27 protein-coding genes, 1 tRNA gene and 1 riboswitch are annotated in these 26,298 nt (G+C 60.8%); of the genes, 7 read left to right on the top strand and 21 right to left on the bottom strand.

Annotation, left to right across the window (positions count from 1 at the left end; genetic code table 11):
* The first annotated feature begins 73 nt into the window (after positions 1–73).
* Positions 74–610 (top strand): 50S ribosomal protein L19, encoded by a 537-nt coding sequence (gene rplS, locus GH983_RS19520; protein ID WP_054150070.1) that lies wholly within the window; start codon positions 74–76, stop codon positions 608–610.
* A gap of 68 nt (positions 611–678) precedes the next feature.
* On the opposite strand, the gene GH983_RS19515 is transcribed toward rplS, so the two are convergent.
* From GH983_RS19515 to GH983_RS19505, 3 genes are all read right to left on the bottom strand, one after another.
* Complete coding sequence (locus GH983_RS19515; protein ID WP_054150071.1) at positions 679–1,509, bottom strand: DMT family transporter; 831 nt, start codon at positions 1,507–1,509, stop codon at positions 679–681.
* A 182-nt stretch (positions 1,510–1,691) separates the two neighbouring features.
* Positions 1,692–3,101 carry a 3-isopropylmalate dehydratase large subunit gene (gene leuC, locus GH983_RS19510; protein ID WP_054150072.1) on the bottom strand — a complete coding sequence of 470 codons (1,410 nt, stop codon included), beginning with the start codon at positions 3,099–3,101 and terminating at the stop codon, positions 1,692–1,694.
* An 81-nt stretch (positions 3,102–3,182) separates the two neighbouring features.
* A complete protein-coding gene (locus tag GH983_RS19505) occupies positions 3,183–3,323 on the bottom strand; it encodes a hypothetical protein (protein WP_153763278.1) in 141 nt (46 codons plus the stop codon).
* A 108-nt stretch (positions 3,324–3,431) separates the two neighbouring features.
* Between GH983_RS19505 and ppk2 the strand changes: the two genes are divergently transcribed.
* On the top strand, positions 3,432–4,325 hold the full coding sequence (gene ppk2, locus GH983_RS19500) for a polyphosphate kinase 2 (RefSeq protein ID WP_054150073.1): 894 nt from the start codon (positions 3,432–3,434) through the stop codon (positions 4,323–4,325).
* 4 nt (positions 4,326–4,329) lie between these two features.
* On the opposite strand, the gene GH983_RS19495 is transcribed toward ppk2, so the two are convergent.
* The 3 genes from GH983_RS19495 to GH983_RS19485 are packed head-to-tail and all read right to left on the bottom strand — an operon-like array spanning position 4,330 to position 6,987.
* Positions 4,330–5,337 carry a glycosyl transferase family 90 gene (locus GH983_RS19495; RefSeq protein WP_153763277.1) on the bottom strand — a complete coding sequence of 336 codons (1,008 nt, stop codon included), beginning with the start codon at positions 5,335–5,337 and terminating at the stop codon, positions 4,330–4,332.
* Entirely contained in the window at positions 5,334–6,152 is an 819-nt protein-coding gene (locus GH983_RS19490) for an amino acid ABC transporter permease (RefSeq protein ID WP_069042773.1), read from the bottom strand. The genes GH983_RS19495 and GH983_RS19490 overlap by 4 nt, the downstream gene beginning before the upstream one ends.
* Before the next feature lie 37 nt (positions 6,153–6,189).
* Positions 6,190–6,987: a transporter substrate-binding domain-containing protein gene (locus GH983_RS19485; protein WP_054149795.1), complete on the bottom strand. Its 798-nt coding sequence runs from the start codon at positions 6,985–6,987 to the stop codon at positions 6,190–6,192.
* Between the two features lie 221 nt (positions 6,988–7,208).
* Between GH983_RS19485 and GH983_RS19480 the strand changes: the two genes are divergently transcribed.
* Complete coding sequence (locus tag GH983_RS19480; protein ID WP_153763276.1) at positions 7,209–7,715, top strand: nuclear transport factor 2 family protein; 507 nt, start codon at positions 7,209–7,211, stop codon at positions 7,713–7,715.
* 69 nt (positions 7,716–7,784) lie between these two features.
* On the opposite strand, the gene GH983_RS19475 is transcribed toward GH983_RS19480, so the two are convergent.
* Together GH983_RS19475 and GH983_RS19470 are read right to left on the bottom strand one after the other, a co-directional pair.
* Positions 7,785–8,615, bottom strand: a complete 831-nt coding sequence (locus tag GH983_RS19475) for an aldo/keto reductase (protein ID WP_153763275.1) — start codon at positions 8,613–8,615, stop codon at positions 7,785–7,787.
* Between the two features lie 153 nt (positions 8,616–8,768).
* Positions 8,769–9,299: a L,D-transpeptidase gene (locus GH983_RS19470; RefSeq protein WP_371418498.1), complete on the bottom strand. Its 531-nt coding sequence runs from the start codon at positions 9,297–9,299 to the stop codon at positions 8,769–8,771.
* A gap of 151 nt (positions 9,300–9,450) precedes the next feature.
* Between GH983_RS19470 and GH983_RS19465 the strand changes: the two genes are divergently transcribed.
* Together GH983_RS19465 and GH983_RS19460 are read left to right on the top strand one after the other, a co-directional pair.
* Positions 9,451–10,134 (top strand): response regulator transcription factor, encoded by a 684-nt coding sequence (locus GH983_RS19465; RefSeq protein ID WP_054149798.1) that lies wholly within the window; start codon positions 9,451–9,453, stop codon positions 10,132–10,134.
* Between the two features lie 117 nt (positions 10,135–10,251).
* Positions 10,252–10,707, top strand: a complete 456-nt coding sequence (locus GH983_RS19460; RefSeq protein WP_153763274.1) for a cyclic nucleotide-binding domain-containing protein — start codon at positions 10,252–10,254, stop codon at positions 10,705–10,707.
* Between the two features lie 22 nt (positions 10,708–10,729).
* Here the strand turns inward: GH983_RS19460 and GH983_RS19455 are convergent, their stop codons facing one another.
* The 6 genes from GH983_RS19455 to tesB form a co-directional block, all read right to left on the bottom strand.
* The gene (locus tag GH983_RS19455; RefSeq protein WP_054149800.1) at positions 10,730–11,536 is read right to left on the bottom strand and encodes an exodeoxyribonuclease III; all 807 of its coding nucleotides are present in this window, start codon (positions 11,534–11,536) and stop codon (positions 10,730–10,732) included.
* A gap of 116 nt (positions 11,537–11,652) precedes the next feature.
* Complete coding sequence (locus GH983_RS19450) at positions 11,653–12,309, bottom strand: outer membrane lipoprotein carrier protein LolA (RefSeq protein ID WP_054149813.1); 657 nt, start codon at positions 12,307–12,309, stop codon at positions 11,653–11,655.
* Positions 12,310–12,435: 126 nt separating this feature from the next.
* Entirely contained in the window at positions 12,436–15,087 is a 2,652-nt protein-coding gene (locus GH983_RS19445; RefSeq protein ID WP_054149801.1) for a DNA translocase FtsK, read from the bottom strand.
* 201 nt (positions 15,088–15,288) lie between these two features.
* Positions 15,289–16,650, bottom strand: a complete 1,362-nt coding sequence (locus tag GH983_RS19440) for an ammonium transporter (RefSeq protein WP_069042778.1) — start codon at positions 16,648–16,650, stop codon at positions 15,289–15,291.
* A 27-nt stretch (positions 16,651–16,677) separates the two neighbouring features.
* Positions 16,678–17,028 (bottom strand): P-II family nitrogen regulator, encoded by a 351-nt coding sequence (locus GH983_RS19435; RefSeq protein WP_194842755.1) that lies wholly within the window; start codon positions 17,026–17,028, stop codon positions 16,678–16,680.
* Between the two features lie 215 nt (positions 17,029–17,243).
* Positions 17,244–18,128, bottom strand: coding sequence for an acyl-CoA thioesterase II (gene tesB / locus GH983_RS19430; RefSeq protein ID WP_153763272.1), 885 nt, complete (start codon positions 18,126–18,128; stop codon positions 17,244–17,246).
* A gap of 83 nt (positions 18,129–18,211) precedes the next feature.
* Between tesB and GH983_RS19425 the strand changes: the two genes are divergently transcribed.
* Complete coding sequence (locus tag GH983_RS19425) at positions 18,212–19,426, top strand: ubiquinone biosynthesis hydroxylase (protein WP_246727444.1); 1,215 nt, start codon at positions 18,212–18,214, stop codon at positions 19,424–19,426.
* A gap of 37 nt (positions 19,427–19,463) precedes the next feature.
* On the opposite strand, the gene GH983_RS19420 is transcribed toward GH983_RS19425, so the two are convergent.
* The 4 genes from GH983_RS19420 to GH983_RS19405 all read right to left on the bottom strand — a co-directional run bounded on the left by GH983_RS19420 (position 19,464) and on the right by GH983_RS19405 (position 21,973).
* Positions 19,464–19,661, bottom strand: coding sequence for a Trm112 family protein (locus tag GH983_RS19420; protein ID WP_054149805.1), 198 nt, complete (start codon positions 19,659–19,661; stop codon positions 19,464–19,466).
* Positions 19,662–19,664: 3 nt separating this feature from the next.
* The gene (locus GH983_RS19415; RefSeq protein ID WP_153763271.1) at positions 19,665–20,342 is read right to left on the bottom strand and encodes an LON peptidase substrate-binding domain-containing protein; all 678 of its coding nucleotides are present in this window, start codon (positions 20,340–20,342) and stop codon (positions 19,665–19,667) included.
* 86 nt (positions 20,343–20,428) lie between these two features.
* Complete coding sequence (gene trxA, locus GH983_RS19410) at positions 20,429–21,403, bottom strand: thioredoxin (protein WP_153763270.1); 975 nt, start codon at positions 21,401–21,403, stop codon at positions 20,429–20,431.
* Positions 21,404–21,469: 66 nt separating this feature from the next.
* Positions 21,470–21,973 (bottom strand): prolyl-tRNA synthetase associated domain-containing protein, encoded by a 504-nt coding sequence (locus GH983_RS19405; RefSeq protein WP_054149808.1) that lies wholly within the window; start codon positions 21,971–21,973, stop codon positions 21,470–21,472.
* Between the two features lie 275 nt (positions 21,974–22,248).
* Here GH983_RS19405 and GH983_RS19400 point away from each other — a divergent pair.
* Positions 22,249–22,323 (top strand) — tRNA-Gly (locus tag GH983_RS19400).
* Positions 22,324–22,431: 108 nt separating this feature from the next.
* Here the strand turns inward: GH983_RS19400 and GH983_RS19395 are convergent.
* The 3 genes from GH983_RS19395 to metA all read right to left on the bottom strand — a co-directional run bounded on the left by GH983_RS19395 (position 22,432) and on the right by metA (position 25,697).
* A complete protein-coding gene (locus tag GH983_RS19395) occupies positions 22,432–23,442 on the bottom strand; it encodes an aldose epimerase family protein (protein WP_153763269.1) in 1,011 nt (336 codons plus the stop codon).
* Between the two features lie 46 nt (positions 23,443–23,488).
* Positions 23,489–24,673: a VWA domain-containing protein gene (locus GH983_RS19390; RefSeq protein ID WP_153763268.1), complete on the bottom strand. Its 1,185-nt coding sequence runs from the start codon at positions 24,671–24,673 to the stop codon at positions 23,489–23,491.
* 94 nt (positions 24,674–24,767) lie between these two features.
* Positions 24,768–25,697, bottom strand: a complete 930-nt coding sequence (metA, locus tag GH983_RS19385) for a homoserine O-succinyltransferase (protein WP_153763267.1) — start codon at positions 25,695–25,697, stop codon at positions 24,768–24,770.
* Between the two features lie 91 nt (positions 25,698–25,788).
* Positions 25,789–25,866, bottom strand: a riboswitch (SAM riboswitch).
* Positions 25,867–26,298 lie beyond the last annotated feature (432 nt).

Raw genomic sequence — 26,298 nt, 5'->3', positions numbered from 1 at the left:
AATATCCTCAGGCTCGTTCCAAGGGATCATCGTTGAGCGCTCTGGCTGTTTCAGAAGAAAACCGAGGTTAGACATGAACATCATTCAGCAGCTGGAAGCCGAACAGGCCGCCAAGATCGAAGCCAAGCGCAAGCTTCCGGAATTCTCCCCGGGCGACACGGTCCGCGTCAACGTTACCGTCAAGGAAGGCAACCGTACCCGCGTACAGGCCTATGAAGGCGTTTGCATCGCTCGTTCGGGCGGCGGCATCAACGAGAGCTTCACGGTTCGCAAGATCTCCTACGGCGAAGGCGTCGAGCGCGTATTCCCGGTCTACTCGCCGCTCGTCGAAAGCGTCGAAATCGTTCGCCGCGGTAAGGTCCGTCGCGCCAAGCTCTACTACCTGCGCGATCGTCGCGGCAAGTCGGCTCGTATCGTCGAGAACACCGGCACCCGCGCTCGCAAGCTGAACGACGCCGAACGCGCCGCCGTTGCCGAAGAAAAGGCACGTCTGGAAGCCGAGAAGGTCGCCGCAGCACAGGCACTGGCCGCCGAAAAGGCAGCAGCCGAAGCCGCTGAAAAGGCCGCTGCCGCTGAAGCTGCAGCAGCCGCAGAAGCTTCTGCCGAATAAGCAGCTGCCAGCATACGAAATGACGAAAGGCTCCGGTTTCCGGAGCCTTTTTTCGTTTGGGCGGTCTGTCAGAGACTGACGCTGATAGCGCCGCCGGCCACGATGACGCATGCCACCAGGCGCCGGAACGTCAGAGGCTCACCCAGCAGTAGCGCGCCGATCAGAACCGCGAAGACAACGCTCGTTTCGCGCACCGCCGTGACGAGGCCCGCCGGGGCATAGGCGTAGGCCACGACGACGAGGCCATAGGCGAACATGGCAACGACGCCTCCGCCGGCCGCCTTCCAGGTCAGCGGCGAGCGCAGGTCGATCACCAGGCCCCTGCGTGTCACGGCAAAGGCGATCGTGATCATGATGCCAAAGAGAAAGAGCACCCAGAGAGCATAGGCGATGGGTTCTTCGACCAGCTTCACGCCGCGCGAATCGACCGTCGAATAGCAGGCGATGATGAGGCCGGTCGTCAGCGCAAAGAGGATCGACGAAGTTGCAGCCCGGGTTTTGCCCAGCGACAGGCTCATGATGCCGGTCGCGATCAGGATCACGCCCAGTGTTTGCCAGGGTCCCAGTACCTCACCAAAGAAGACGAGGCCACCCAGCGTGACAAGCAGAGGCACGGTGCCGCGAACGATGGGATAGACCTGGCCGAGCTCGCCATGCCTGTAGGCTGCGACCAGGAACAGGCTGTAACCCACCTGCAGACCTGCCGAGGCCAGGATATAGGGCCACGCGGCGGCGCCCGGGATGGCAACGGTAAAGAGTAGGGGAAGCGTGATGATGCTTCCGGTCAGGCTCATGACGGTGATCGACCAGAGTCGATCGGCTCCGGTCCTCAAGAACGCATTCCAGCTGGCGTGCAGGATCGCGGCGACGAGCGCCAGCCCAATGGCAACGGCACTCACGATCGCGACCGGCGGTGCGAGAGGGCAAATTCACTGATGTTCATGGGAGTTCCGCGGGCGGTATGTGACAGTTTTACGACATCGCGACGATAGCCGCTTCGCCTGCCTTTGCAACGGGGCGCCAAAAAGAAACCGCCCGCTTTTCAGCGGACGGTCATTGATGTCATCCGTCTGATGCCGACTTACTTGAAGCTGCGGATGTCGACGAAGTGGCCGGCAACGGCGGCTGCGGCTGCCATGGCCGGCGATACCAGGTGGGTACGGCCCTTGAAGCCCTGGCGGCCTTCGAAGTTGCGGTTCGAGGTCGAGGCGCAACGCTCGCCCGGCTTCAGGCGGTCGTCGTTCATGGCGAGGCACATGGAGCAGCCCGGCTCGCGCCAGTCGAAGCCGGCAGCCTTGAAGATCTTGTCGAGGCCTTCGGCTTCCGCCTGTTCCTTAACGAGGCCAGAGCCCGGAACGATCATGGCGGAAACAGTCGAGGCGACCGTCTTGCCTTCGACGACCTTGGCCACTTCGCGCAGGTCCTCGATGCGGCCATTGGTGCAGGAGCCGATGAAAACGCGATCAACCGCGATATCAGTGATCTTGGTGCCCGGCTTCAGGCCCATGTAGTCGAGTGCACGCCATTTGGAGGTGCGCTTGTTTTCATCCGCGATCTCATCCGGGTTGGGAACGACGCCTTCGACGGAGACGACGTCTTCCGGCGAAGAGCCCCAGGAAACGATCGGCGGCAGGTTCGCCGCATCGAGCACGACGACGCGATCGAAATGCGCGCCTTCGTCGGACTTCAGCGTCTTCCAGTAGGCAAGCGCCTGCTCGAGGGCTTCGCCCTTGGGCGCGCGCGGCTTGTCCTTGATGTATTCGAAGGTCTTTTCGTCAGGCGCGATGAGACCGGCGCGGGCACCGCCTTCGATCGTCATGTTGCAGACGGTCATACGGCCTTCCATCGACAGGGCTTCGATCGCTTCGCCAGCGAACTCGATGACGTGGCCGGTGCCGCCGGCCGTGCCGATCTCGCCGATGATGGCGAGGATGATGTCCTTGGCCGTGACGCCTTCGGGCAACTTCCCGTCGACGCGCACCAGCATGTTCTTCGCCTTCTTCTGGATCAGCGTCTGGGTGGCGAGCACGTGCTCGACCTCGGACGTGCCGATGCCATGCGCGAGTGCACCGAAAGCGCCATGCGTCGAGGTATGGCTGTCACCGCAGACGATGGTCATGCCCGGCAGGGTAAAGCCCTGTTCCGGACCGACAATGTGCACGATGCCCTGACGCTTGTCGGAAGCCGAGTAGTATTCGACGCCGAATTCGGCTGCGTTGGTGGCAAGCGCCTCGACCTGGATGCGGCTTTCCTCGTTCTTGATGCCAAGGTGGCGGTCCGGCGAGGTCGGGACATTGTGGTCGACGACTGCCAGCGTCTTCTGCGGGGCGCGGACCTTGCGGCCTGCCATGCGCAGACCCTCGAAGGCCTGCGGGCTCGTCACTTCATGCACGAGGTGACGGTCGATATAGAGAAGACAGGTGCCGTCATCCTGACGATCGACGACGTGGTCGTCCCAGATCTTGTCGTAAAGGGTGCGAGGTGCGCTCATGGGTGAGTTCCATCCAGACTGAAGTAACGGGATTTCTTGAAGTGTGAGGTCTTATCGCGCCGGTTGTCCGGTCGCAGGAGCTCAGCCGCGAAGGCTCGCAAGGGCCCCTTGAACGCGCGCGAAGAAGCGTGCCGGCAGACGCTTGTGGTCCTGCAGCACGATGAACTGGTTCGCGAGGCATCCGAATTTCGATCCCATGACCGGCGTCATACCAGTTTTCATGAATGTCGGCAATTGCTTCGAGTGCCCCATGACATGCGACTGTCATGAAGCTTTCTTGCAAGCATGATTGATCTTCGTCAGTATCGAACTCCATTCGGAACCGGCGCCATGAACGAAGAGATCCACCGCATCAAGACCGAACTCCTCGACAGCTTCGACGAGGAACTGGAGCAGCAGCTGGAGGAGGATCGTCTCGACCAGCTCGTCGCCGACGGCATGTCCGAACCGATGATCGACCGGAAGATCTACTTTCGCGAACTCTTTCGCCTCCAGCACGAGCTGGTTCGGCTGCAGGACTGGGTTCAATACAAGAAGCTGAAAGTGGTCGTGCTGTTCGAGGGCCGTGATTCGGCTGGCAAGGGAGGCGCGATCAAACGCGTGACCCAGCGGCTCAACCCGCGCGTCTGCCGGGTCGTCGCCCTGCCGGCGCCGACCGAGCGCGAGCGCAGCCAATGGTACTTCCAGCGCTATGTGCAGCATCTGCCGATGGCGGGTGAAATGGTGCTGTTCGACCGCTCCTGGTACAATCGCGCCGGTGTCGAGCGGGTCATGGGTTTCTGCACGCCGGACGAGCTCGAAGAGTTCTTCCGCTCCGTCCCGGAATTCGAACGCATGCTGGTGCGCTCCGGCATCATCCTCGTCAAATACTGGTTCTCGATCACCGACGAGGAGCAGGAATTCCGCTTCCGGATGCGGATCAACGATCCCCTGAAGCAGTGGAAGCTCTCGCCGATGGATCTCGAAAGCCGGGTACACTGGGAAAGCTATACCCGCGCCAAGGAAGAGATGCTGGAGCGCACGCATATCCCGGAGGCACCCTGGTGGGTCGTCCAGGCCGTCGACAAGAAGAAGGCGCGTCTCAACATGATCGCGCATCTGCTGAAGCAGGTGCCTTACGAGCATGTGCCGAAGGAAACGATCGAGCTTCCCGCGCGGGTGCGCAATGAGGACTATATCCGCCATCCCGTGCCGGCGGACATGTATGTCCCTGAAACCTATTGACGGTTCATCCAGGCTGAAATTCGCGCGTCTGCTGAAAGAAAAGGTGGCTGAAGGCTGACGGGGGAAGCTGTCCCGTCGCTTCGAAATATTTCTGGAGCACCAGCAGGGAGATCTTGCGCTCGGTCTTTCGATCGCAGAACGAGGCAACATAGGCGTTGGCGTTCGCCACGATGTCCTGTGCCCAAAGCGGATCCCGTTCCAGCGCCGCAATCTTGTCTTCTAGGTCGCTGAAATCGGGGCGCACCTCGACGAAGTGGCAGTCGGGGATCAGGCCGCCTTCCATGAACCATGTCTCGTAGCGCCCCTTTGGCATCACGCAAACACTGCCGGAGGCCATGATCCATTTCAGGTTGGTGGCGACATCGAAGCCCTCGATGGACAGGATATAGCGATAACCCATCTGGTCCTGCGGGCTCAGAAATCCTTTTGACCTGAAGCCCTCCTTGGTGTCCCCGACATGGCCGACATCGGCAAACGCGCTCTCATGATGCCGGCGGAGCAGTTCAGAGCGCAGCGGATTGTTGAGCGCTCCGCGCCACACGGCCATGGGCTTCTTCTTCTCCCAGGGCGTGTCATCGTAGCACAGCCGGAAATGCCTGAGCTTGTCGAGGTTCAGAAGCACGGAGTTTCCGTTCTCCCCGTCAGTCGGGCGACTTTTGACAAGGCTTGGCGCGTTCGGAACCCAGGTCACGTCACCGAAGAGATAGTTGACCTTCAGTTGGGTGGGAAAGTAGCGCAGATACTCGTCCAGATCGAAGTAGTAGCGGCTCCGGCCTCGATCGACTGCATCAAGCCTCACACCCGGTTTTGCGACACCGTGACCCAACTTGTTGCAGTAATTCGCGCGCCGAACGAGTTCATCGAGTTCCGGCGCGTCTTCCAGATCGCGCAGGATCGACTTGCTTCTTTGTAGAAACCACTCCCTCGGCAACGCGTGACGGGCAATTCCCGTCGCATAATAGCGGACCCGGTTGATGGTCGTCGCTGTGCCGCCAAGTGAAGGGAGCTTCATCCGCGACGCTCCCTCATGCGCTGTTCAAAGCCTCGCAGGAGGATCGACAGGCCGATTGTGAGCACCAGATAGACATAGGCCACGATTGAATAGGTCTCGAAGAAGCGAAACGAGCCGGAGGCGTAGACCTTGCCCATCTGGGTGATGTCGGCAACCCCGAGGACCGAAACGAGGGATGAATCCTTCACCATGGCCACGAAGTCGTTCGACAGAGGTGGGAAGATGACGCGGATCGCCTGAGGGAAGACCACCAGACGAAAGCGCTGGCCGCGGCTCAAGCCAAGCGCCTTGGCCGCCTCGATCTGACCCTTGTCGATCGACTGGATCCCGGCGCGGAAGATTTCGGCGATGAAGGCCGAATAGCCGATCATCAGCGCAATGATCGCACGCCACATCAGGGAGATGTCACGCACCACCATCGGCTCGGCAAGGCCCGCCGATACGAGGGGTGACGTTACGAGGTTGTAGAGCGCGACGAAGCCGGGCGCACCGACAAAGGCGATGTAGAAGAGCAAGACGATGATCGGAATGCCGCGCACCACTTCGACGTAGAAACGGGCGATCTGGCGCAGGACAAGGCTGTCCGACATTCCCATGAGTGCAATCAGCAGGCCAAGCGCCGTCGCCAGGGTAAAGCCGATCAGCGTGACGAAGATCGTCACCCAGAGCCCCTTGGCCACCGTGTTGAAGACCTGGGCATAGAGGTCGCTGACGAAGATGACGCCAGCAAGGGCTGCCGCCAGCACAAGGAAGGCGATCAGCCACCAGGGCCGATCGCCTTTCTGGTCACCCTGGGGAAGGGTCTGAAATGCCATCAGTCACCCGTCTTCAGGTCGCAGGCACGGACGCGGTTCATTCGCCCATCTTGTAGTCTAGGAACCACTTCTTGTTCAGCGTCTCGATGGTGCCGTCGGCCTTCATCGCGGCGATCGCAGCATTGACGGGAGCGACGAGTTCGGAGCCCTTCGGGAAGATGAAGCCGAAGTCTTCCGAACCGAGCGGGCCACCGACGAGCTTCAGCCCGCCATTCGAGGCATCGACATAGCCCTTGCCGGCGGTGCCGTCCGTCAGCACCACGTCGACGTCACCGGTCTTCAGTGCCTGGACGGTCGCGCCGAAGGTTTCGAACAGCTTGATGCGCGGGTTCTGCTCGTTGCCGTCGAGGATCTCATAAACGGCCGTGTAGAAGGGGGTCGTGCCCGGCTGTGCGCCAACAAGACCGTCTTCAACGGCGGCGAAGCTCTTGCCGTCGGTAAACCGGCTCTCGTCACCGCGAACCAGCATGAACTGCTCGGAGCGCATGTAAGGGTCGGAGAAATCGACCTTCTCCTTGCGGTCTTCCTTGATCGTGATGCCGGTCATGCCGATCTCAAACTGGTTGTCCGACACGGCCTGAATCATCGCATCCCAGGAGGTGTTCTGATACTCGACGGTGAAATTCAGCCGCTTGGCGATCTCGTTCATCGCATCATATTCCCAGCCGATCTGCTGACCCGATTTCGGGTCGACAAACTGCAGCGGTGGATAGGCATTTTCCGTCACCACGACGACCGTCTTGCCGCCGAGATCCGGCAGTTCGGTTGCATGGGCCGAAAGAGGCAGCAGGGCAAGAGCGGAGAGACCGGCAAGGACAGCGCGGCGAAACAGCATGGAAATCTCCCGAATTGTGGCAGCGCACAGTGTCACATCTTGTTCAGGGATGGCAAGAAGCGCCCATACAGGAGAGCATCTCCGGCTCCTTGTTCTTGTGGAGCAGATCTCGTGGCGGTTCTGTTTTGCAGACTTCGGCTGAAAAAACTGCCTTCTACCTGCATCGGGCATCAAGCGATATCAACGGATGGTCTTCCCTTGCTGTCTTTGAGGTTGAAACCATGATCAAGCAATCGGCCGTTCTTGCCGTTACCCTCAGCCTGTTTTCACTGCTGGCCCATCCCGCACCGGTTTTCGCTCAGGAGGCTGTGGTTGCCGCGGCCGACAAGGAGGCTCTGTTCACGAGCGCCGATCCAAAGCTGCATGCCAACAAGCAGGTCGTCTATCACATCATGCGGGACCTTCTGGAGGCCGGGCACTGGGACCAGGCCGACCGCTTTTTGACGGAGCGTTACATCCAGCACAATCCGAACGTCGCGTCGGGCCGGGATACCGTCGTCGCGTTTTTCACAGAGGTCCTGAAAGTCGAGAAGAAACCGATCCCCGAGAAGCTTTCGACCCCCGTGGCTTTCGTCACAGCCGAGGGCGATCTGGTGACCGTCGGCATCGTCCGTGAGGAGAAGGATCCCAAGGATCCGTCGAAGACCTACACCACTACATGGTACGACACCTGGCGGATCGTCGATGGCAAGGCCGACGAGCACTGGGATTCGGCCGTCAAACAGTGAACGGCAAACGGGCCGCCTCCTTCTCGGGAGGCGGCCCGTCTCATGTCGGTCCGCAGTGTCTCACGTGAATCAGAAAGTTGCCGTCTTTGGATCCGGTCCGATACGGGCGCCCGCATCGTCGAGACCGTTTAACGTATCCAGATCTTCCGCAGACAATTTGAAGTCGAAGACCTTGAAGTTCTCGCTGATCCGCGACGGCGTGACCGATTTCGGAATGACCACAAGACCATTGTCGATGTGCCAGCGGATGATGACCTGAGCCGGCGTGCGACCGAGCTTGGCGGCGATATCGGCAATGGTAGAATGACCGAGCAGCTTGCCTTGGCCCAGCGGGCTCCAGGATTGCGTCGCAATGCCATGCTTCTCATGGAAGGCGCGCGCCTCGCGCTGCTGGAAGTCCGGATGAAGTTCGATCTGGTTGATGACCGGGGTTACGCCCGTCTCGGCGATGATCTTCTCGATGTGCTCCGGATAGAAGTTGGACACGCCGATGGACTTTGCGCGTCCTTCTTCCTTCAGCTTCACGAATGCCTTCCAGGTGTCGACGAAGAGGCCACGATGAGCCGAAGGCCAATGGATGAGATAGAGGTCGACATAATCGGTTCCCAGCCGCTTCAGGCTGGCATCGAAGGCTTTCAGCGTCTGGTCATAGCCTTGTTCGGTGTTCCAGAGCTTGGTCGTGAGATAGATTTCCGACCGGTCGATCCCGGACTGGCGGATGCCTTCGCCGACGCCCTCTTCATTTTCATAGACGGCGGCCGTGTCGACATGGCGATAGCCGGCCGAAAGCGCGGCCTTGACGGCCGGAGCCGCTTCGTCGTTCGGGGTCTGCCAGACGCCCAGCCCCACCTGGGGGATGCGGGCGCCGTCGTTCAGGGCAATATGCGTTTGGTCTGTCATCAATATCTCCAGATGTGTCATTCGTTGCGCTTGGCGCGAAATCGTTGGCGGTCACGAAGAGGCGCAAAAAAAAGCGCCGTCCGCCTTCCCGGCATTTAGGATGCTGCGCCATCGGTGAAAGGGCCGAACCGCCCAAAAGCCCTTAATCTCCGTTCAGAGAACCTGAAGCGTGGTGCGGGAACCGAGATGCGGGAGCAGGCGGCGCATGTCCCGCGGGCTGATGGCGACGCAGCCCTCTGTCGGTGTGTAACCGGGTCTTGCGATGTGGAAGAAGATCGCAGAACCACATCTGCGCTTGCGGCTTCGCAGGTTCCAGTCGAGCACGATGCAGACGTCATACAGCTCGTCGGTCCGCTGCAGTGTTTCATGACTGGGTTTGAAGGGCGCGCGGACGGCGCGATTGTAGTTCGGGTCGCCGACTGCGTCGCACCAGAGCATGTCGGATGATGATCGGCGCATGCTCAAGAGGGTGGAGGGCCAGGGCCCTCGGTCACCCCGGCGATAGGCAAAGAGCAGAGGCATGACCGCGATCGGTGTCGCGCCATCACCCTCACGCTTGCGACTGGTGCGGCCGCCGCGCCCGAGGGCCGCTCGAAAGACCAGTGATCCCGCCTGAAGAATAGCCTGTCTTTGATTGCCGGGAGCGGGGCGGACCAATAGTCGTTTGACTGCTGAGCGTGCGATTTTCGCTGCCTTCCGCCTCTTGGTCACGACTTTTTGCCTTGTTCGTGAATATTGTTGTATTCATAGCCCTTAAACGGCTGCGAGTAAGGCTTACATCCGGTGTACTTGGGCAGCAAGACCCGAGCACGGGACCAATTCGGAAGGATAACGGATGACGACGCGGACCATTCTGCTTGTAGATGATGACGACGATCTGAGGCAGATCCTGGTCGAGCAGCTCTCGCTCTACGAAGAGTTTGCGCTCATGCAGGAAAGCAATGCGACCCGCGCCATGCAGACGGCAAAAGCCGCCCAGATCGATCTGATGATCATGGATGTCGGGCTGCCGGACATGGATGGCCGCGAAGCGGTCAAGCTCCTGCGCAAGGGCGGCTTCAAGTCTCCGGTGATCATGCTGACGGGTCACGACACGGATTCCGATACCATCCTCGGCCTCGAAGCGGGTGCCAATGATTATGTCACAAAGCCGTTCCGCTTCGCCGTTCTGCTCGCCCGTATCCGCGCGCAATTGCGCCAGTTCGAGCAGAGCGAGGACGCGACGTTCGGGGTCGGTCCCTATCTCTTCAAGCCGAGCCAGAAACTGCTGACGACGGAGGACGGCAAGAAGATCCGGCTGACGGAAAAGGAATCCGCAATCATCCGCTATCTCTATCGCGCCGGCCAGAAAGTGGTGACGCGCGATGTTCTGCTCGAAGAGGTCTGGGGTTACAATTCCGGCGTGACGACCCATACGCTCGAAACCCATGTCTACCGGCTTCGCCAGAAGATCGAGCGCGATCCCTCGAATGCCGAAATCCTGGTCACCGAAAACGGCGGCTACAAGATCGTTCCCTGAACGACGGATCAGAATGCGACGGGGATGAAGGCGACCTCTGTGTCGTTTTCATCCCCGTTTTGCGTTATGGACTGACAGCGGGCGTATCGACGATGCCCGATCGGACCAGGAAACGTCATGTCACTCAGCGACGATATCGAGCTTTTGTCGGCTCTGCCTCTCTTTTCCGGTCTGGACAAGGATCAGTTGCGGCTGATCGCCTTCGGTGCCGAGCACAGGCAGGTCGCAGCGGGGCAGGCTCTCTTCCGGGAAAAGGCGCCGGCAGAATGCGCCTATGTCGTCGTTCGCGGCGATATCGAACTCTATGTCATCGGCCGGGATGGAAAGCCGCATCTGGAAGCCCGGGTCGGACCCGGGATCATGTTGTCCGAGCTTGCCCTGATCACCATGGTGGAGCGCAAATACACCGCCGTTGCGGTCGAGGATGTCGACGTCATCAGGATCACCCGCACGCTCTTCCACCGACTGCTCGAGGAATATCCGCAGATGGCGCGCCAGGTCGAGGGGCGTATCAAGCAGTCGCTCGCGGCTCTGATCGACGGGGCGGAAGCACTCGCGCCGAAATTCTCCTGAATAGCCGACGTTATATCGCCTGCTATGGATTCTGGAAGCGGGCCGTCACCGGAACATGGTCCGAAGGCTGGTTCCAGCCACGCGCTTCCTTGAGGATATCGACGCGCGACAGAAGTGGCGCGAGATCCGCAGACGACCAGATGTGATCGAGACGGCGGCCTCGGTCCGCTGCGGCCCAATCCTTCGCCCGATAGCTCCACCAGGTGTAGAGCTTTTCCGAAGCCGGTACGTGCTGGCGCATCAGGTCGACCCATTTGCCCTGACGCATGATGTCGAGCAAGCCTTCGGTCTCAACCGGCGTATGGCTGACGATCTTGAGCATCTGCTTGTGAGACCAGACATCGTGTTCGAGCGGCGCAATGTTGAGATCGCCGACCAGAATGGAGCCCGTGTTCGGTTCCGCCTCGGCGGACAGGGCCTTCATCTCTTCGATGAAGTCGAGCTTGTGCCCGAATTTCGGGTTGATCTCGCGGTTCGGCTCGTCGCCGCCGGCCGGCACATAGAAATTGTGCAGGCGGATCCTCCGTCCGGCCCATTCGAAGACTGCCGAGATGTGCCGGCTGTCGCCGACGCCGCAGTAATCCTGCCGGTGGTCCTCCGCCAAGGGCAGTTTCGAGCAGATTGCCACCCCGTGGTAGCCCTTCTGCCCATGGATCACGATGTTGGAATAGCCGAGTTCTGCGATCTCCGCTGCCGGGAACTGGTCGTTCTGGCACTTGATTTCCTGCAGGCACAGGATGTCCGGATTTTCACGCTTGAGGAAGTCCTGGACGATCGGCAGGCGCAGACGCACCGAGTTGATGTTCCAGGTCGTGATTGCGAGTGTCATCGTGGCCGCCTTGAATGTTCCCTTGGCTTCTTAAGGTGTTCAGGTGCCCATGAACAGGAAAAGGCGGCTGATCCGTTGCGATCCGCCGCCTTCTCCACAGGTCGAAACAGAATGTCTTAGCCGCCGCGCTTCTGGCCGTGGACTTCGGCATAGGGAATTTCAAACACGCTCGGGTCGAACTGCACGCCGTTCTGCACATTGAAGATCATCACCGACGTATCCTTCTTCTGCACATCGGTGATCGTCCACTGGCGCAGTTCGTAGGACTTCGGATCGAACATCAGGGTGATCGTCGAATCGCCGAAGATCGTCCGGTCGCCGAGCACGATCGTCGTCAGGTCCGCTTCCTGCTTGACGTCGCGGACCATCTGGTTGCCGAGATCGATCCGGTTGGCGAGAAGCAGGCTGAGCGGCGTCTTGTTGAGTGGGTAGAGATCCCAGGTCTTCAGCTTGGTATTGCCGATAACGACATTTTTGCCATCGGAAATCACGCGCATCGGCGATGGCTGTTCATAGTTGAAGCGCAGCTTGCCCGGACGTTCGATGAAGAACTTGCCGCCTGTCTGCTCGCCCCGCGGACCGAACTGGACGAATTCGCCCATCATGGTGCTCACGCTAGAGAAATGGTCGGCGATCTGCTGGGCCGCGCCCGCCTGTGCGAAGGCGGGGAACGGCAGAGCGGCGCAAGCCATCATCGCAGCCGTACCCAGCACGAACTGGCGACGGCTGGCCAACATCGGGAGGCGGGCGCCGCGTTCCTTGATTTCTTTCATGCGATACTCCTTCATATGCTTTCGGTCTCGCCGAAAAAGGCGGCGGCTTCATGACCGTCATCGCCTGTGCCGCTGCGGCAACTCGTCCGCACGTCCGCTTGTTCCATTCCGGACCCGGTTGGGTGCCTACTCTTCGGTCGGTACCAGAATTTCGCGTTTCCCGGCATGGTTCGCAGGGCCGATGATGCCCTCTTTCTCCATGCGCTCGATCAGGGAGGCGGCACGGTTATAGCCGATGCCGAGACGACGTTGGACATAGGAGGTCGACGCCTTGCCGTCACGCAGCACGATGGCGACCGCCTGATCATAGGGGTCATCCGATTCGCCGAGGTTTCCGGTTCCAATAGGACCGCCGCCATCTTCGCCATCCTCGTCGTCGTCGACGGTGATCGCTTCGAGATATTGCGGCGACCCTTGTGTCTTGAGGTAAGCAACGATTTCTTCGACCTCATGGTCGGAGACAAAGGGGCCGTGGACGCGCTGGATGCGCCCGCCACCGGCCATGTAGAGCATGTCGCCCATGCCGAGTAGCTGTTCGGCCCCCTGTTCGCCGAGAATGGTCCGGCTGTCGATCTTCGACGTCACCTGGAAGGATATACGGGTCGGGAAGTTCGCCTTGATCGTACCGGTGATGACGTCGACCGATGGGCGCTGGGTTGCCATGATCACGTGAATACCGGCTGCACGGGCCATCTGTGCAAGCCGCTGCACGGCGCCTTCGATGTCCTTGCCGGCCACCATCATCAGGTCGGCCATTTCGTCGATGATGACGACGATATAGGGCAGGGGCTGCAGGTCGAATTCTTCCGTTTCGTAGATCGCTTCGCCCGTCTGGCGGTCAAAGCCGGTCTGCACGGTGCGGGTCAGGACCTCGCCCTTTTCGAGCGCCTGGGCGACACGGGCGTTGAAGCCGTCGATGTTGCGGACACCGATCTTCGACATCTTCTTGTAGCGCTCTTCCATCTCGCGGACGGTCCATTTGAGCGCAACCACGGCCTTCTTCGGATCCGTGACAACGGGAGAGAGAAGATGCGGGATGCCGTCATAGACGGAGAGTTCCAGCATCTTCGGATCGATCATGATCAGGCGGCACTGCTCCGGCGTCATCTTGTAGAGGAGCGACAGGATCATCGTGTTGATGGCGACCGACTTACCCGAACCGGTGGTGCCGGCGACGAGCAGATGCGGCATCTTGGCGAGGTCGGCGATGACGGGTTCGCCGCCGATCGTCTTGCCGAGCGCCATGGCAAGCTTTGCCTTGTTGCCGTCGAAGTCGCGGGAGCCGATCAATTCACGCAGGTAAACGGTCTCACGCGTCTGGTTGGGCAGTTCGATGCCGATCGCGTTGCGACCGGGGACCACGGCAACACGGGCGGCAATTGCGCTCATCGAACGTGCAATGTCGTCGGCAAGGCCGATGACGCGCGACGACTTGATGCCGGGTGCCGGCTCGAGCTCGTAGAGCGTGACGACAGGGCCTGGCCGGACATGGATGATCTCGCCCTTGACGCCGAAGTCGTCGAGAACGCCCTCGAGCAAGCGGGCATTGTGCTCCAATGCCTCGGCAGACAGCGTGGCGTCGCGCGTAATGGCGCGCGGCTCGGCCAAAAGATGGACGGACGGCAACTGGAAACCTTCGGGACGCAGGAAGGATCCCTGCGCGTCGCGCTCCATGCGGGCGCCCGGCTTGGGCCGTGCAGCGGGTGCGGCAACGCGCGGCGAGGCTCCGGCAGGCTTTGCCGGGGCCGACCGCACGCCGTCGTCGGAGAGGATGCCGGCCGGCCGCGGGAGATCGTCGAGACCAAAATCGTCCTCGTCGTCATCGAAGTGTCCAGCCGACATCGGAGGCGGGGAGACGATCGAGCGGCCGGTCGGGCGCAGAGGCGCACCGTCCAAAGAGGGTTCGACGCGGGCATTGAGCGGCGGCGCCTTGGCGCGCACCGGCTCGTTCAATGTCCCGAACTCGTCATCGTTGAAATCATAGGGCTGTTCGAAATCGCGCTCGCGACGATCGCTGGAGGTCAATCCGAACAGGCGTCGGACGCGGGCGCGCGTCGTGTACCAATTGTGAGTTAGCGCACCCATGACCAGAGCGATCGGGCCTTCGCGTTCGTCGTCTTCCTCATCGTCTTCGAAGACGGGTGTCTTCGGCTTGGCGCGGACGAGCGGCGCGACCGGCTCCTCGTCATCCGCCGGCTCGACGGCCTTGCCGACGATGCCGGCCGCAAATAGCATCAGCCAGGTCGCCGGCAGGGCCAGTACCGCACCCAGGATCATGGCGAATGTCGACGTCGGATAGGCGCCGATGAAGAGTGCCGGAAAGCGCAGAATGAGATCGCCGAGCACGCCGCCTGTTCCACTCGGCAGGGGCCAGGTCTGCGGCGGCGGAAAACAGCCGACGGCGGCTGCCGCCACCAGGGCACCTGCAACCCAGGCACCGAGGCGGGCCGGGATGCGGGTCACTCGGCGTCCGCCGATGAGGGCAAAGGACCAGGCCATGACCGGCAGGAGCGCCAAAAGACTGCCGAGCCCGAAGAACTGCATCATCAGGTCGGCAAAGACTGCGCCGGACAGTCCGAGAATGTTCGTCGGCGGATTGTCCGTCGCATAGGAGAGGCTCGGATCCGAAACGTTCCAGGTGGCGAGCGCCGCAACTGCGAGCACGAGAAGAAGAAACAGACCAAAGCCGGTCAGTGCCAGGATCTGGCGCAGCAGGAAGGCTGACAACGCCGAGCGCGTCGAGTGCTCCGGAAGCGTTGCTGAATGGCTTCTGCTCATGGGGTCTCTGTCCGTCCTGTTGCCGGTGATGACATTGATCCCCGCCCAAGACGGAGATCGCCAGCTGCTAGACTACAGGATCGAGGGTTAATGCTGCATTAACCATGCGTGACAGGGAGCCGTCGTCAATTCCCGATAAAAAACGCCCGGGTGATGAGACCCGGGCGTTGCCGCATTTGAACCGCAAGGATCCGAGGGATCTTAGCTGTGGTAGGCAGCTTCGCCGTGCGAGGCGAGGTCGAGGCCTTCGCGTTCGGCTTCAACCGGCACACGCAGACCGACGATCAGATCGACCAGCTTGTAGAGGATGATCGAGCCAATGCCGCACCACAGAATGGTGACGACGACAGCATAGATCTGGGTCATGACCTGGCCGCCCATGGTCACGCCTTCAGCGTAGCCGATGCCGCCCAGCGAAGCCGATGCGAAGACGCCGGTTGCGATGGCGCCAAAGAGGCCACCGATACCGTGAACGCCGAACACATCTGCGGTGTCGTCATAGCCGAACTTGTTCTTCACAACGGCGACGAAGAAGTAGCAGAGCGGCGATACCATGAGACCCATGACGATCGCGCCCATCGGGCCGGCGATGCCGGCTGCCGGGGTGATTGCAACGAGGCCGGAGATCATGCCGGAAGCTGCACCGAGCATCGAAGCCTTGCCACGGGTGAAGGTTTCAACCAGGCACCAGGAGACGACAGCGGCTGCGGTTGCGATGAAGGTGTTGACGGTCGCCAGCATGGCGCCACCAGAGGCTTCGAGGTTGGAACCTGCGTTGAAGCCGAACCAGCCGACCCAGAGCATGGCTGCACCGACGAGCGTCAGCGTCATCGAATGCGGAGCCATCATGTCCTTGCCATAGCCCGTGCGCTTGCCCAGCATGATCGCACCGATCAGACCAGCCACGCCGGCATTGATGTGAACGACGGTGCCGCCAGCGAAGTCGAGCGCGCCCCAGCCGAAGATCAGGCCGTTGGCATCCCAGACCATGTGAGCGACCGGCAAGTAGACCACGGTGACCCAGAGCAGGCAGAAGAGCACAGCTGCGGAGAACTTGATGCGTTCCGCAAAGGCGCCGACGATGAGGGCCGGCGTGATGGCGGCGAACGTCATCTGGAACATGATGAAGATGTATTCCGGAATGACGGCATCAGAGAAGGTGGCTGCCGTGCTTTCCGGCGTGACGCCCGAGAGGAACAGCTTGGCGAAGCCGCCGAAATAGGCGTTTTCAGAGCCGCCAAATGCGAACGAGTAACCGTAGATCACCCAGGCGAGCATCACGGTCGAACCGATGACGGTGCACTGCATCAGAACCGAGAGCATGTTCTTGGCGCGAACCAGACCGCCATAGAACAGAGCCAGGCCCGGGATCAGCATGAACAGGACGAGGATGGTGCAGAGGAACATGAAGGCGGTGTCGCCCTTGTCCGGAACCGGAGCCGCAGCAACTGCTTCGGCTGCAGCAGGCGCTGCTTCCTGCGCGAAGGCGACAACCGGCGCCAGCACTGCTGCGGACGCGGCGCCAAGGCGCACGAGATTGGAATTCAGATTGGCAAATGACATCAGTAACAACTCCCCTTACAGCCGTTCTTACAGCGCTTCGGTATTGGTTTCGCCGGTGCGGATGCGCACGGCCTGATCGATCGCGTAGACAAAGATCTTCCCGTCGCCGATCTGGCCGGTCTTGGCGGACGAAGCGATGGCTTCGACGGCCTTGTCGGCAAGCTCGGACGAGACTGCGATCTCGATCTTCAGTTTCGGCAGAAAGCTGACGGCGTATTCGGTGCCGCGGTAGATTTCAGTGTGCCCCTTCTGGCGTCCATAGCCCTTGACCTCGGTCACGGTCAGGCCCTGGATCCCCACAGCCGTCAAGGCCTCGCGTACCTCGTCCAGCTTGAACGGCTTGATGATAGCCATCACAATCTTCATCTGGTTTCCCATCCTTTGCTTGTCCTCGGCTCGGAGCCGACTCTCCTTGCCGCCCGCAGCAACATTCGCGCAGCGACTGGACAATGACATTCAAAAGGCGTGCCAGATTCAGAATTGCCTATAAGTTATTGAAATCTAAAGACTATGAAAAACACAGCCAATAAACAGGCAAATGAATGCGCAATGGGCGCACATAAATTGTGCAGAATATCGCGATTGGCTTAAATCTAGTCATTTGCCCGTTTGCGGATCAACCCTTCCTGAGCCACCGAGGCAACCAGTCTTCCGTCACGTGTGAAGATGCTGCCGCGGGTCATGCCGCGTGCGCCTGCCGCACTGGGGCTGTCCTGCGTGTAGAGCAGCCAGTCGTCCAGCCGGCAGGGACGGTGGAACCACATGGCGTGGTCGAGGCTCGCGACCTGCAGTTCGGGGTCGAAGATTGAGGTGCCGTGCGCATAGAGCGAGGTGTCGAGCAGGGTCATGTCCGAGAGATAGGCAAGGATTGCCGCCTGATAGTGCCTGTCGTCGGGAACGATGCCGGATGCGCGCACCCAGATATGGGCCTCCGGTTCCAGTTTCTCCCGGGACAGATAGTGGGTCAGCGATGTCGGGCGGATCTCGATCGGCCGTTCGCGGCCCCAGTATTTCTTCACCGTATCCGGTGCCTGGGCGAGGAAGGCGGCGCGAAACTCCGCTTCGCCCATCAGCTGTTCCGGTGCGGCGACGTTCGGGATCTTCACCTGGTGGTCAAAGCCCGGTTCCTCGATCTGGAAGGAGGCCGACATGGAAAAGATCGCCTTGCCATGCTGGATCGCGACAACGCGGCGGGTGGTGAAGGAAGAGCCGTCGCGGATGCGCTCGACCTGGTAGACGATCGGGATGGAGGGATCGCCTGGGCGCATGAAATAGGCATGGAGCGAATGGACGATGCGGTCGGGGTCGACGCAGCGCTGTGCCGCCATCAGTGCTTGTGCGATGACCAGGCCACCGAACACACGCTGCCAGCCGTTCTGCGGACTGCTGCCGCGAAACAGGTTTTCCTCCAGCTTTTCCAGATCGAGACGCTCGATCAGGTCTTGCATCGGTTTGGTCTGGCCTGATGGCTGCGACATATTGCATTGCTCCGCTTATAGGCACCCGTTCAAGGCTGATCTATATAGGTGTCATCAGGTCTACAAGAACAAAGGAATTTGCCATGCTGGATGTGCTCGTCGTCGGCGGTGGCTATGTCGGTCTTTCCGCTGCAGTCGCAATCAAGCAGGCGGCCCCGCATCTCGCCGTCGAGGTTGTCGAAGCGGCGCCCGAGGACGCGTGGAAGAAGGACCCGAGGGCCTCGGCGATCATTGCGGCTGCGACCAAGATGCTCGATGTTTTCGGGCTCTGGGACCAGATCGAGCCGGATGCGCAGCCGATCAACCGGATGATCGTGACAGATTCGAAAACGTCCGATCCCGTGCGCCCGGTCTTCCTGACCTTCGATGGTGCCGTCGAAGACGGTCAGCCCTTCGCGCACATGATTCCGAATGTCAGCATGGTCGCCGCGTTGCGCCAGGCCTGCGAGGAACGCGGTATAAGCATCCGGCATGGACTGCGGGCAACCGGCTTTCGCGATACCGGACCGAGTGCCGAACTGACGCTCTCGGATGGCAGCGTCGTTTCGTCACGCCTCGTCATTGCCTGCGACGGCGTGCGATCCAAGCTGCGCGATCTCGCCGGCATCAAGACCGTCACCTGGAAGTATGGCCAATCCGGCATCGTCACCACCGTGGAGCACGAGCGGCCGCATGACGGCGTGGCGGAGGAGCACTTCCTGCCGGCCGGTCCGTTTGCCATCCTGCCGCTGAAGGGTAACCGTTCGTCACTTGTCTGGACGGAGCGCACGGAAGATGCCGACAGGCTCGTCGCCTCCGACGACCTGCTGTTCGAGGCTGAGCTCGAGCGTCGCTTCGGCCACAAGCTCGGCACCATCCGTGCGACGCCGGACCGTCGGGCCTTCCCGCTCGGTCTGACCCTTGCCCGCGCCTTCATCGCGCCGCGTCTGGCGCTTGCCGGCGACGCGGCGCATGGCATCCATCCCATCTCCGGCCAGGGTCTCAATCTCGGCTTCAAGGACGTCGCGGCACTTGCGGAGACGATCGTCGAGGCCGACCGCCTGGGTCTCGATATCGGCTCGGTCAATGTGCTCGAGCGCTACCAGATCTGGCGGCGCTTCGACACTTTCCGCATGGGGGTCACAACGGATGTGTTGAACCGGCTGTTCTCGAACGATGTCACACCGATCCGGGTGCTGCGCGATTTCGGCCTTGGCGTCGTTGATCGTATCCCGGGCCTGAAGAACTATTTCATCCGCGAAGCTGCGGGCACATCCGGGCAAGCCGGGCCGCGCCTTCTAGGCGGCCAGAGCATCTGAGCGTTCGTTTCCGGATCTGGTAAAGGGGCAGGCCCGCTCAGGCGGGCATCTCCAGCTTGCGGGCTTCCGAAACCAGCATGATCGGTATTCCGTCGCGGATGGGGTAGGCGAGACGCGCCTTCTCGGAGACGAGCTCGCTCTTCTCCCGGTCCCATTTCAGGGTGCCCTGCGTCAGAGGACAGACCAGAAGTTCGAGCATCTTCGGATCGATGAGGCTGGTCGGATTATCGGCCATGGGTCACTGCAACATGGTATCGGCATCACCGAAGGTCCGGGCGAGGACAATTTCGGTAATCGCAATCAGGGTCTCGGCACGCGTCTTGAGGTCGGGCGCCTCCAGAAGCGCCTGTTTTTCAGGCGGGCCAAACGGCGACATCATCGACAGGGAATTTACCAGCGTCAGATTCGATGCCCGCTCGACGCTTTCCCAATCGGCTTCGAGCTTGTTGGCCTCCAGATAGGCCTTGAAGGCCGCCAGGAGGCCGGTACGGTTGACCTGTCCCTCGTCTTCCGCCGAACTCAGATCGGCGATGAAAGGTGCGATCTGGAAGCTGCGGAAGGGCTTGCTGGTCGTCACCTCGTCCATCAGCCGGAAACGGCACACCCCTGCAAGCGACACGATGTAGCGGCCATCACCGGTTTCGTTGAAGGAGGTAATCCTGCCAAGGCAGCCGACGGGCGCCAGCTGTGGGCGCTCGGGCAGAATGTTGGCCTGGACCTCCGACATCGCCGGCTGAATCATGCCGATCAGTCGATTGCCGGAGAGTGCCGCATCCAGCATCGCGAGGTAACGCGGTTCAAAGACGTTGAGCGGCAGCTGACCACCCGGCAGCAGCAGCACACCGGAGATGGGGAAGACCGCGACCGTCTCGGGGAGGTCCGCAGCCGTCAGATATCGGGCATTTCCCACTTGCATCGAAGCACATCCTGTCCGGAAAATTCCGGCGTTCGTTCCTGCTTCTATCTGGGTCGCGCCGGCCAAAACTCAAGGCCGGCGGCGGCTCACGAAAAGAGGATCGACGAGAGTTTGCGCCGCGCCATGATGGTGGCCGGGTCTTTCGGCCCCCAGACCTCGAAGAATTGCAGCAGCTGTTTGCGCGCACCATCGTCCTCGAAGGTGCGGTCGCGCTTCATGATCAGCAGCAGATGTTCTGCGGCTTCCTCGCGGCGACCTTCGACATTGCGGATCTTGGCGAGCTTCAAGCGCGCCTCGTGATCGTCCGGGTTCAGCGACAGCGTGTGCTCCAGCGCCACGGGATCACCGAGCTTGCGTGCCTCGTCGATCTGATCCAGCCGAGTGAGAACGGCCTGGATTTCGGCGGCCTTGGCCAGATCTTCGGGCAACTGGCTGACCAGTTCGCGGGCGCGCTGGTGCTGGTTGGCGCCGATCATGCATTCAGCAAGGCCGGCAATCGCCTTTGTGTTGTCGGGGTCGGCCTGGAGGATCGCGGCAAACAGCTGGGCGGCACCATCGATATCTCCAGCGGCAAGCAGGCCTGCGGCTTCTTCGAGCACGGCGGCAATTTCAGCTGCCTGATCGGCGCCGGCCGGACCTGCCACCTTGTCGATGAAGGCCTTCACCTGGCTCTCGGGCAGCGCGCCCATGAAGCCATCAGCCGGGCGCCCATTGACGAAGGCGACCACAGCGGGGATCGACTGGATGCCAAGCTGGCCGGCGACCGACGGATGGTCGTCGATGTTCATCTTGACGAGCTTGACGCGGCCACCAGCTTCGTTGACGGCCTTTTCAATGATGGGGGTCAACTGCTTGCACGGGCCACACCAGGGCGCCCAGAAATCGACGAGAACCGGCTGGTTGCGCGATTCGTCCATGACGTCGCGGGCGAAGTTCGCTGTCGTCGTATCCTTGATCAGGTCGCCTGCTGCGGGCGTGCCTTGAGGAGCGCCACCGAACTCCGCCTTGGCCGTCATGGTCTGGTTGCCGTAGCTGCCGTAAGGGTTGCCGTAGTCGCTCATTCTCGCATCTCCCGCCTGTTTCGCAGCCTTTGGGGAGGCTGACGTTCTTGCCGTTAAGATCGTATGTCAGCCCGAGACTTTCAAGACAAGCGGCGTGTGGCCGGTTGCCTCCATGAAGCGGATGAGATCGTCCCGGCCGATCGAGGTCGTCGCGTCGTTGGAGAGCGGATGGCAATTGATGATGTCATGCTCCATCAGATCCTTGTCGAGCACGAAGGTGACATTCTTGTCCGTGTCGTTGATCGCACCGAAGGCCGTGACCGAGCCCGGAACGACGCCGAGATATTCCATCAGCTTTTCCGGCTTGCCGAAGGAGACCTTGCTGGCGGCGCCGATGATCGTGTGCACCGTCTTCAGGTCCACCGATGCATTCTCCTCGACCGTCAGCAGGAAGAAGTTGTCCTTCTTGTCCTTGACGAACAGGTTCTTGGTGTGACCGCCGGGGATCTCATCGCGCAGCGAGACCGATTCCGCGACGGTGAAAACCGGCGGGTGGGTCTTCGTCTTGTGTGCGATCCCGAGTTCGTCGAGGAAACGAAAGAGGTCTTCGGCGGTTTTGGCTGTCGTCATGGCTGTTCTCACTCTGAATCGTCCGGGGCCTTGAGCTCCCACTATCGGATTTCCACCTCAGCAATAGGTCCAGGACCGACGTTTCGCAATCTTTCGTACGCCGCGAAAGCCCGGAAAAGCTGAGCTTTCTCAGGTCGTTGTGCCCTTGTCGAATTTTTTTCGCGCCGATCCGTCATTTCCCTGTTGCATTTGAAAATCGGTTGGGCCATATAGCGCCCGTCGCCGCAAGACGGACGGCCCACGATCCAGACACTACCCCAGGATCGAGGTTATGAGCGGGTGTAGCTCAGGGGTAGAGCACAACCTTGCCAAGGTTGGGGTCGAGCGTTCGAATCGCTTCACCCGCTCCATTCTTCCTTCAGACATTGATTGACGTCGTGGGATTGGTGGCGCCTTTGCGCCGTGCTCGCTGCAACGCGTTACCGGCCGCAGGTTGCCCCGCAGCCGGTTTTCTTCATTCAGGCTTTCGAGAAGATGTAATCCGTTTCCTGGCGCAGGACTTCGCCAGGTCGCAGTACCGCGTTCGGGAAATTCGGATGGTTGATCGCGTCCGGCCAGACCTGTGTTTCCATGCAGAAGCCGGCAAAAGCGCCGTAGCGCCGGCCGTCGAGGCCGGGAACAGCCGGCGATACCTTGCCGCCGGCATAGAACTGCACGCCAGGCTCCGATGTCAGGATCTCCATGGTCACGCCTGAATTGACGCTGCGCGCCAGGGAGACGCTACGCTTGGCGACCCGACTGCTCGAGAAGCAAAAATTATGGTCGTAGCCGAGTTGCGCGCCATCGACTTCGAGGCGGATCGGGCGCATCTCACGGAAGTCGAAGGCAGTGTTCTCGACCGGCCTGATTTCTCCGGTGGGGATCAGCCGCTCGTCGACCGGCGTATAGTGATCGGCCGCGATCATCAGATCATGGCCGAGGATGTCTGCACGGCCATCGAGATTGAAATAGGCGTGGTGGCAGACATTGGCGATCGTCGGCTTGTCGGTCACTGTTTCATAGAGGGCAGAGAAGGTGCCGCTGTCCTTCAGCGCAAAACTCGCACGGGTGCGCGTGGTCCCCGGATAGCCGGCGCGACCGTCCGGATCGGTCACCTCCATCACGACAAAGTCGCCGCCATGATCGAGGATCGTCCAGTTCTGTCGGCCCATGCCATCAGAACCGCCATGCAGGTGGGAGATCCCCTTCTCGTTGAGCTCGAGCTGATAGTCGACGCCATCCAGGGTGAAGCGCCCGCCGCCGATGCGGTTGGCGCAGCGTCCGGGTGTCGCGCCGAAATAGGGGGAATGGTCGAGATAGCCGGCGAGATCCTCGAAGCCGAGCACCAGTGGTGCATCGTGTCCCTCCAGACGCAGATCCTGCAGGACTGCACCAAAGGTGATGATCGACGCCGTAAGGCCCCCACCCTTCAGCACCACCTTCTCGACCGCCTCGCCCGTGGGCATCACGCCGAATATCGTCTTCGTCATCCTGTCGTTTCCTCGCCTGAATTCATCAAAGTCTTTTGTCTGTCGGTCATCGCGCCAATTCGCGGGCTGCCGCCTCCAGGCCGCCCAGCGTCAGCGGATACATCCGGTCGCTGATCAGCCGGCGAATCAGGCCGACGGACATCGTATAGTCCCAGTTCGCCTGCGGAAGCGGATTGATCCAGAGATGCCGGCGGAAATGATCGGTCAATCGTGTCAGCCAGGCTGCCCCGCTTTCGGTGTTCCAGTGCTCGACTGACCCGCCGGGATGGGTGACCTCGTAAGGGCTCATCGCCGCATCGCCAACGAAGATCAGCCGGTAGTCGGCGCCGAAGGTTCTGATGACGTCGGATGTCGGGATGGTATCGGCGTGGCGGCGCTGATTGTCTTTCCAGACGCGCTCATAGGGGCAGTTGTGGAAGTAGAAATACTCCATATGCCGGAATTCGGAGCGGGCCGCCGAAAACAGTTCCTCGACCTCGCGGACATGCTCATCCATCGAGCCGCCGATATCGAAGAACATCAGCAACTTCACGGCATTGCGCCGCTCGGGTTGGGTCTTCACGTCGAGATAGCCGTGCTCTGCGGTCGAGCGAATGGTGCCGGAGAGATCCAGTTCTTCCGTAGCTCCCTCGCGCACAAAGCGGCGCAGCCGTCGAAGCGCTACCTTGATGTTGCGGGTGCCGAGTTCGACACGGTCGTCGAGATTGCGGAACTCGCGCTGGTCCCAGACCTTCACGGCACGCCGATGCCGGCTTTCCTCCTGGCCGATGCGCACACCTTCCGGATTGTAGCCATAGGCGCCGAAGGGCGAGGTGCCGGCCGTGCCGATCCACTTGTTGCCGCCCTGGTGGCGCTCCTTCTGCTCTGCCAGCCGTCTTTTAAGCGTTTCCATCAGCTTGTCGAAGCCGCCAAGCGCCTCGATCAGCTTCTTGTCCTCGTCGGAGAGGTGTTTTTCGGCGATCTTGCGCAGCCAGTCTTCGGGGATTGTCTGCCGATCGACGCCTTCTGCTGCGCCCTCGCTCAGGATGCCACCGAAGATCTCGGAAAAAACCCGGTCGAATCGGTCGATGAAGCGCTCATCCTTCACCAGGGTGGTGCGGGCGAGGTAGTAGAAACCTTCGGGATCGAAGTCGACCAGACCTGACTGCAGGCCTTCGAGCAGCGCCAGATATTCCCGCAGGGTCACGGGAACCTTCTCTTCTTTCAGACGCAGAAAAAACGGCAGAAACATCGGATGACAATGGCTCGGTTCATCGGCGGCAGCATCCTGTCATAGCGGACCCCGCCTGTCCTGGCAAAATCCGCTCCCGTCCCCCGTGTCGCTGTCAGCCTGCCAGATCCTTGCCGATCTCATTCAGATCGTATGGCGTCATCTGGTAGATCTCGTTGATCCAGTTGCCGAACAGAAGATGCGCGTGGCCGCGCCAGCGGTTGAGCGGCGTCAGCGTGTCGTCATTGTGCGGGAAATAATTGTGCGGCAGCTTGATCGGAATGCCGGCATTCTTGTCGCGGAAATACTCGTCGCCGAGCGAGGTCGAGTCATATTCGACATGGTTGAACATGTAGAGCCGTTTGGCCCGTTTCTCCTGCACCAGGCACACACCCATCTCGTCGGATTCGAGCAGGATCTCCAGTTCCGGCACCTTCTCGATGTCTTGGCGACGGACTTCCGTCCAGCGCGAGACCGGCACCTGAAAATCATCAGAGAAGCCGTTCAGGTACACCGAAGAAGGCGCCAGGTTGCGGTGGCGATAGACGCCGAAGGCCTTCTCCTTCAGCGCATGTTTCGGCACCTTGTGGAAGTGGTAGATCGCTGCCATGCCGCCCCAGCAGACATTCATCGTCGAATGCACGTTGGTCTCGGTCCAATCAAGGATCTCTTCCAGCTCCGGCCAGTAGGTGACCTCCTCAAAGGGCAGGGTCTCCACCGGCGCGCCGGTGATGATGAAGCCGTCGAACTTGCGATCCTTCACCTCGTCCCAGGTCTGGTAGAAGGAAAGAAGATGCTCTTCCGGCGTATTCTTGGCCTTGTGGCCACCGACGCGCACCAGCGTCAGCTCCACCTGTAGCGGCGAGGCGCCGATCAGCCGGGCGAACTGCACCTCGGTCTTGATCTTGTTCGGCATGAGGTTGAGCAGGCCGATCTGCAACGGGCGAATGTCCTGGCGAATGGCCATGGTTTCGGTCATGACCCGCACGCCCTCATGCACGAGGGTTTCAAAGGCGGGCAGCGTATCGGGGATCCTGATCGGCATCTTACTCTCGACTTTCCTTGTCACGGCGGTTTCAGACCGCGGAAACAAAAATACCGGCAGCTTTTATATCGCTACCGGTCCTTGGAAAGTCTTCAAACTCGCCTCGGCCCTTTAGCGACTTATTTTACGTGGCTGCAAGCCGGCCGGCCAAATCACCACGGAACACGAGGCCTTTTACGCCTGTCGGGGTTGCGAATCAATGGGGAAGGCGATGGAGGCGTTGGTGCCTCCCCATTGCGGCTTTGCCCCTCATCCGCCCTCGGGCACCTTCTCCCCGCAAGCGGGGAGAAGGCCGAGACATCAACCGCTTGCACCCCCTCTCCCCGCCTGCGGGGAGAGGGTAGGGTGAGGGGCGAAGCCACAAACTCGGCGCCAACCGCCAAAAAAGGGGGACGACTTTCAAAAATCCCGCAACAAAATCAACAAAACAAAGTTTTTTCATCCCCGCCCATTTCCACCCCCTTACCCTAATTCCCGTCCCGCCCTCGGATACACCTGACGATGCGATGTCAGGCGAGGCGGGGCCGGCGCCGGGGTGGAGGGTTGTCGCAGATCCAAATCCCCGGCCCGCTGCAACGGTCTCCCTCCGGACGAGGGGGTG

The organism is Agrobacterium sp. MA01 (assembly GCF_009650195.1).
In the GTDB taxonomy this organism is placed as follows: Bacteria; Pseudomonadota; Alphaproteobacteria; order Rhizobiales; family Rhizobiaceae; genus Allorhizobium.
This window is presented reverse-complemented; position numbering and strand designations above follow the sequence as displayed.

Excerpts from the sequence above, each read along its gene's own strand:
- leuC (WP_054150072.1), bottom strand. The coding sequence starts at position 3,101 with ATGAGCGCACCTCGCACCCTTTACGACAAGATCTGGGACGACCACGTC.
- GH983_RS19480 (WP_153763276.1), top strand. The coding sequence starts at position 7,209 with ATGATCAAGCAATCGGCCGTTCTTGCCGTTACCCTCAGCCTGTTTTCA.
- GH983_RS19450 (WP_054149813.1), bottom strand. The coding sequence starts at position 12,309 with ATGAAAGAAATCAAGGAACGCGGCGCCCGCCTCCCGATGTTGGCCAGC.
- GH983_RS19445 (WP_054149801.1), bottom strand. The coding sequence starts at position 15,087 with ATGAGCAGAAGCCATTCAGCAACGCTTCCGGAGCACTCGACGCGCTCG.
- GH983_RS19435 (WP_194842755.1), bottom strand. The coding sequence starts at position 17,028 with ATGGGAAACCAGATGAAGATTGTGATGGCTATCATCAAGCCGTTCAAG.
- metA (WP_153763267.1), bottom strand. The coding sequence starts at position 25,697 with ATGCCGATCAGGATCCCCGATACGCTGCCCGCCTTTGAAACCCTCGTG.
- GH983_RS19505 (WP_153763278.1), bottom strand. The coding sequence starts at position 3,323 with ATGAAAACTGGTATGACGCCGGTCATGGGATCGAAATTCGGATGCCTC.
- GH983_RS19465 (WP_054149798.1), top strand. The coding sequence starts at position 9,451 with ATGACGACGCGGACCATTCTGCTTGTAGATGATGACGACGATCTGAGG.
- ppk2 (WP_054150073.1), top strand. The coding sequence starts at position 3,432 with ATGAACGAAGAGATCCACCGCATCAAGACCGAACTCCTCGACAGCTTC.
- GH983_RS19440 (WP_069042778.1), bottom strand. The coding sequence starts at position 16,650 with ATGTCATTTGCCAATCTGAATTCCAATCTCGTGCGCCTTGGCGCCGCG.
- GH983_RS19475 (WP_153763275.1), bottom strand. The coding sequence starts at position 8,615 with ATGACAGACCAAACGCATATTGCCCTGAACGACGGCGCCCGCATCCCC.
- GH983_RS19485 (WP_054149795.1), bottom strand. The coding sequence starts at position 6,987 with ATGCTGTTTCGCCGCGCTGTCCTTGCCGGTCTCTCCGCTCTTGCCCTG.
- trxA (WP_153763270.1), bottom strand. The coding sequence starts at position 21,403 with ATGAGCGACTACGGCAACCCTTACGGCAGCTACGGCAACCAGACCATG.
- rplS (WP_054150070.1), top strand. The coding sequence starts at position 74 with ATGAACATCATTCAGCAGCTGGAAGCCGAACAGGCCGCCAAGATCGAA.
- GH983_RS19460 (WP_153763274.1), top strand. The coding sequence starts at position 10,252 with ATGTCACTCAGCGACGATATCGAGCTTTTGTCGGCTCTGCCTCTCTTT.
- GH983_RS19390 (WP_153763268.1), bottom strand. The coding sequence starts at position 24,673 with ATGTTTCTGCCGTTTTTTCTGCGTCTGAAAGAAGAGAAGGTTCCCGTG.
- GH983_RS19415 (WP_153763271.1), bottom strand. The coding sequence starts at position 20,342 with ATGCAAGTGGGAAATGCCCGATATCTGACGGCTGCGGACCTCCCCGAG.
- GH983_RS19455 (WP_054149800.1), bottom strand. The coding sequence starts at position 11,536 with ATGACACTCGCAATCACGACCTGGAACATCAACTCGGTGCGTCTGCGC.
- GH983_RS19395 (WP_153763269.1), bottom strand. The coding sequence starts at position 23,442 with ATGACGAAGACGATATTCGGCGTGATGCCCACGGGCGAGGCGGTCGAG.
- GH983_RS19425 (WP_246727444.1), top strand. The coding sequence starts at position 18,212 with ATGCTGGATGTGCTCGTCGTCGGCGGTGGCTATGTCGGTCTTTCCGCT.
- tesB (WP_153763272.1), bottom strand. The coding sequence starts at position 18,128 with ATGTCGCAGCCATCAGGCCAGACCAAACCGATGCAAGACCTGATCGAG.
- GH983_RS19405 (WP_054149808.1), bottom strand. The coding sequence starts at position 21,973 with ATGACGACAGCCAAAACCGCCGAAGACCTCTTTCGTTTCCTCGACGAA.
- GH983_RS19420 (WP_054149805.1), bottom strand. The coding sequence starts at position 19,661 with ATGGCCGATAATCCGACCAGCCTCATCGATCCGAAGATGCTCGAACTT.
- GH983_RS19490 (WP_069042773.1), bottom strand. The coding sequence starts at position 6,152 with ATGGCATTTCAGACCCTTCCCCAGGGTGACCAGAAAGGCGATCGGCCC.
- GH983_RS19495 (WP_153763277.1), bottom strand. The coding sequence starts at position 5,337 with ATGAAGCTCCCTTCACTTGGCGGCACAGCGACGACCATCAACCGGGTC.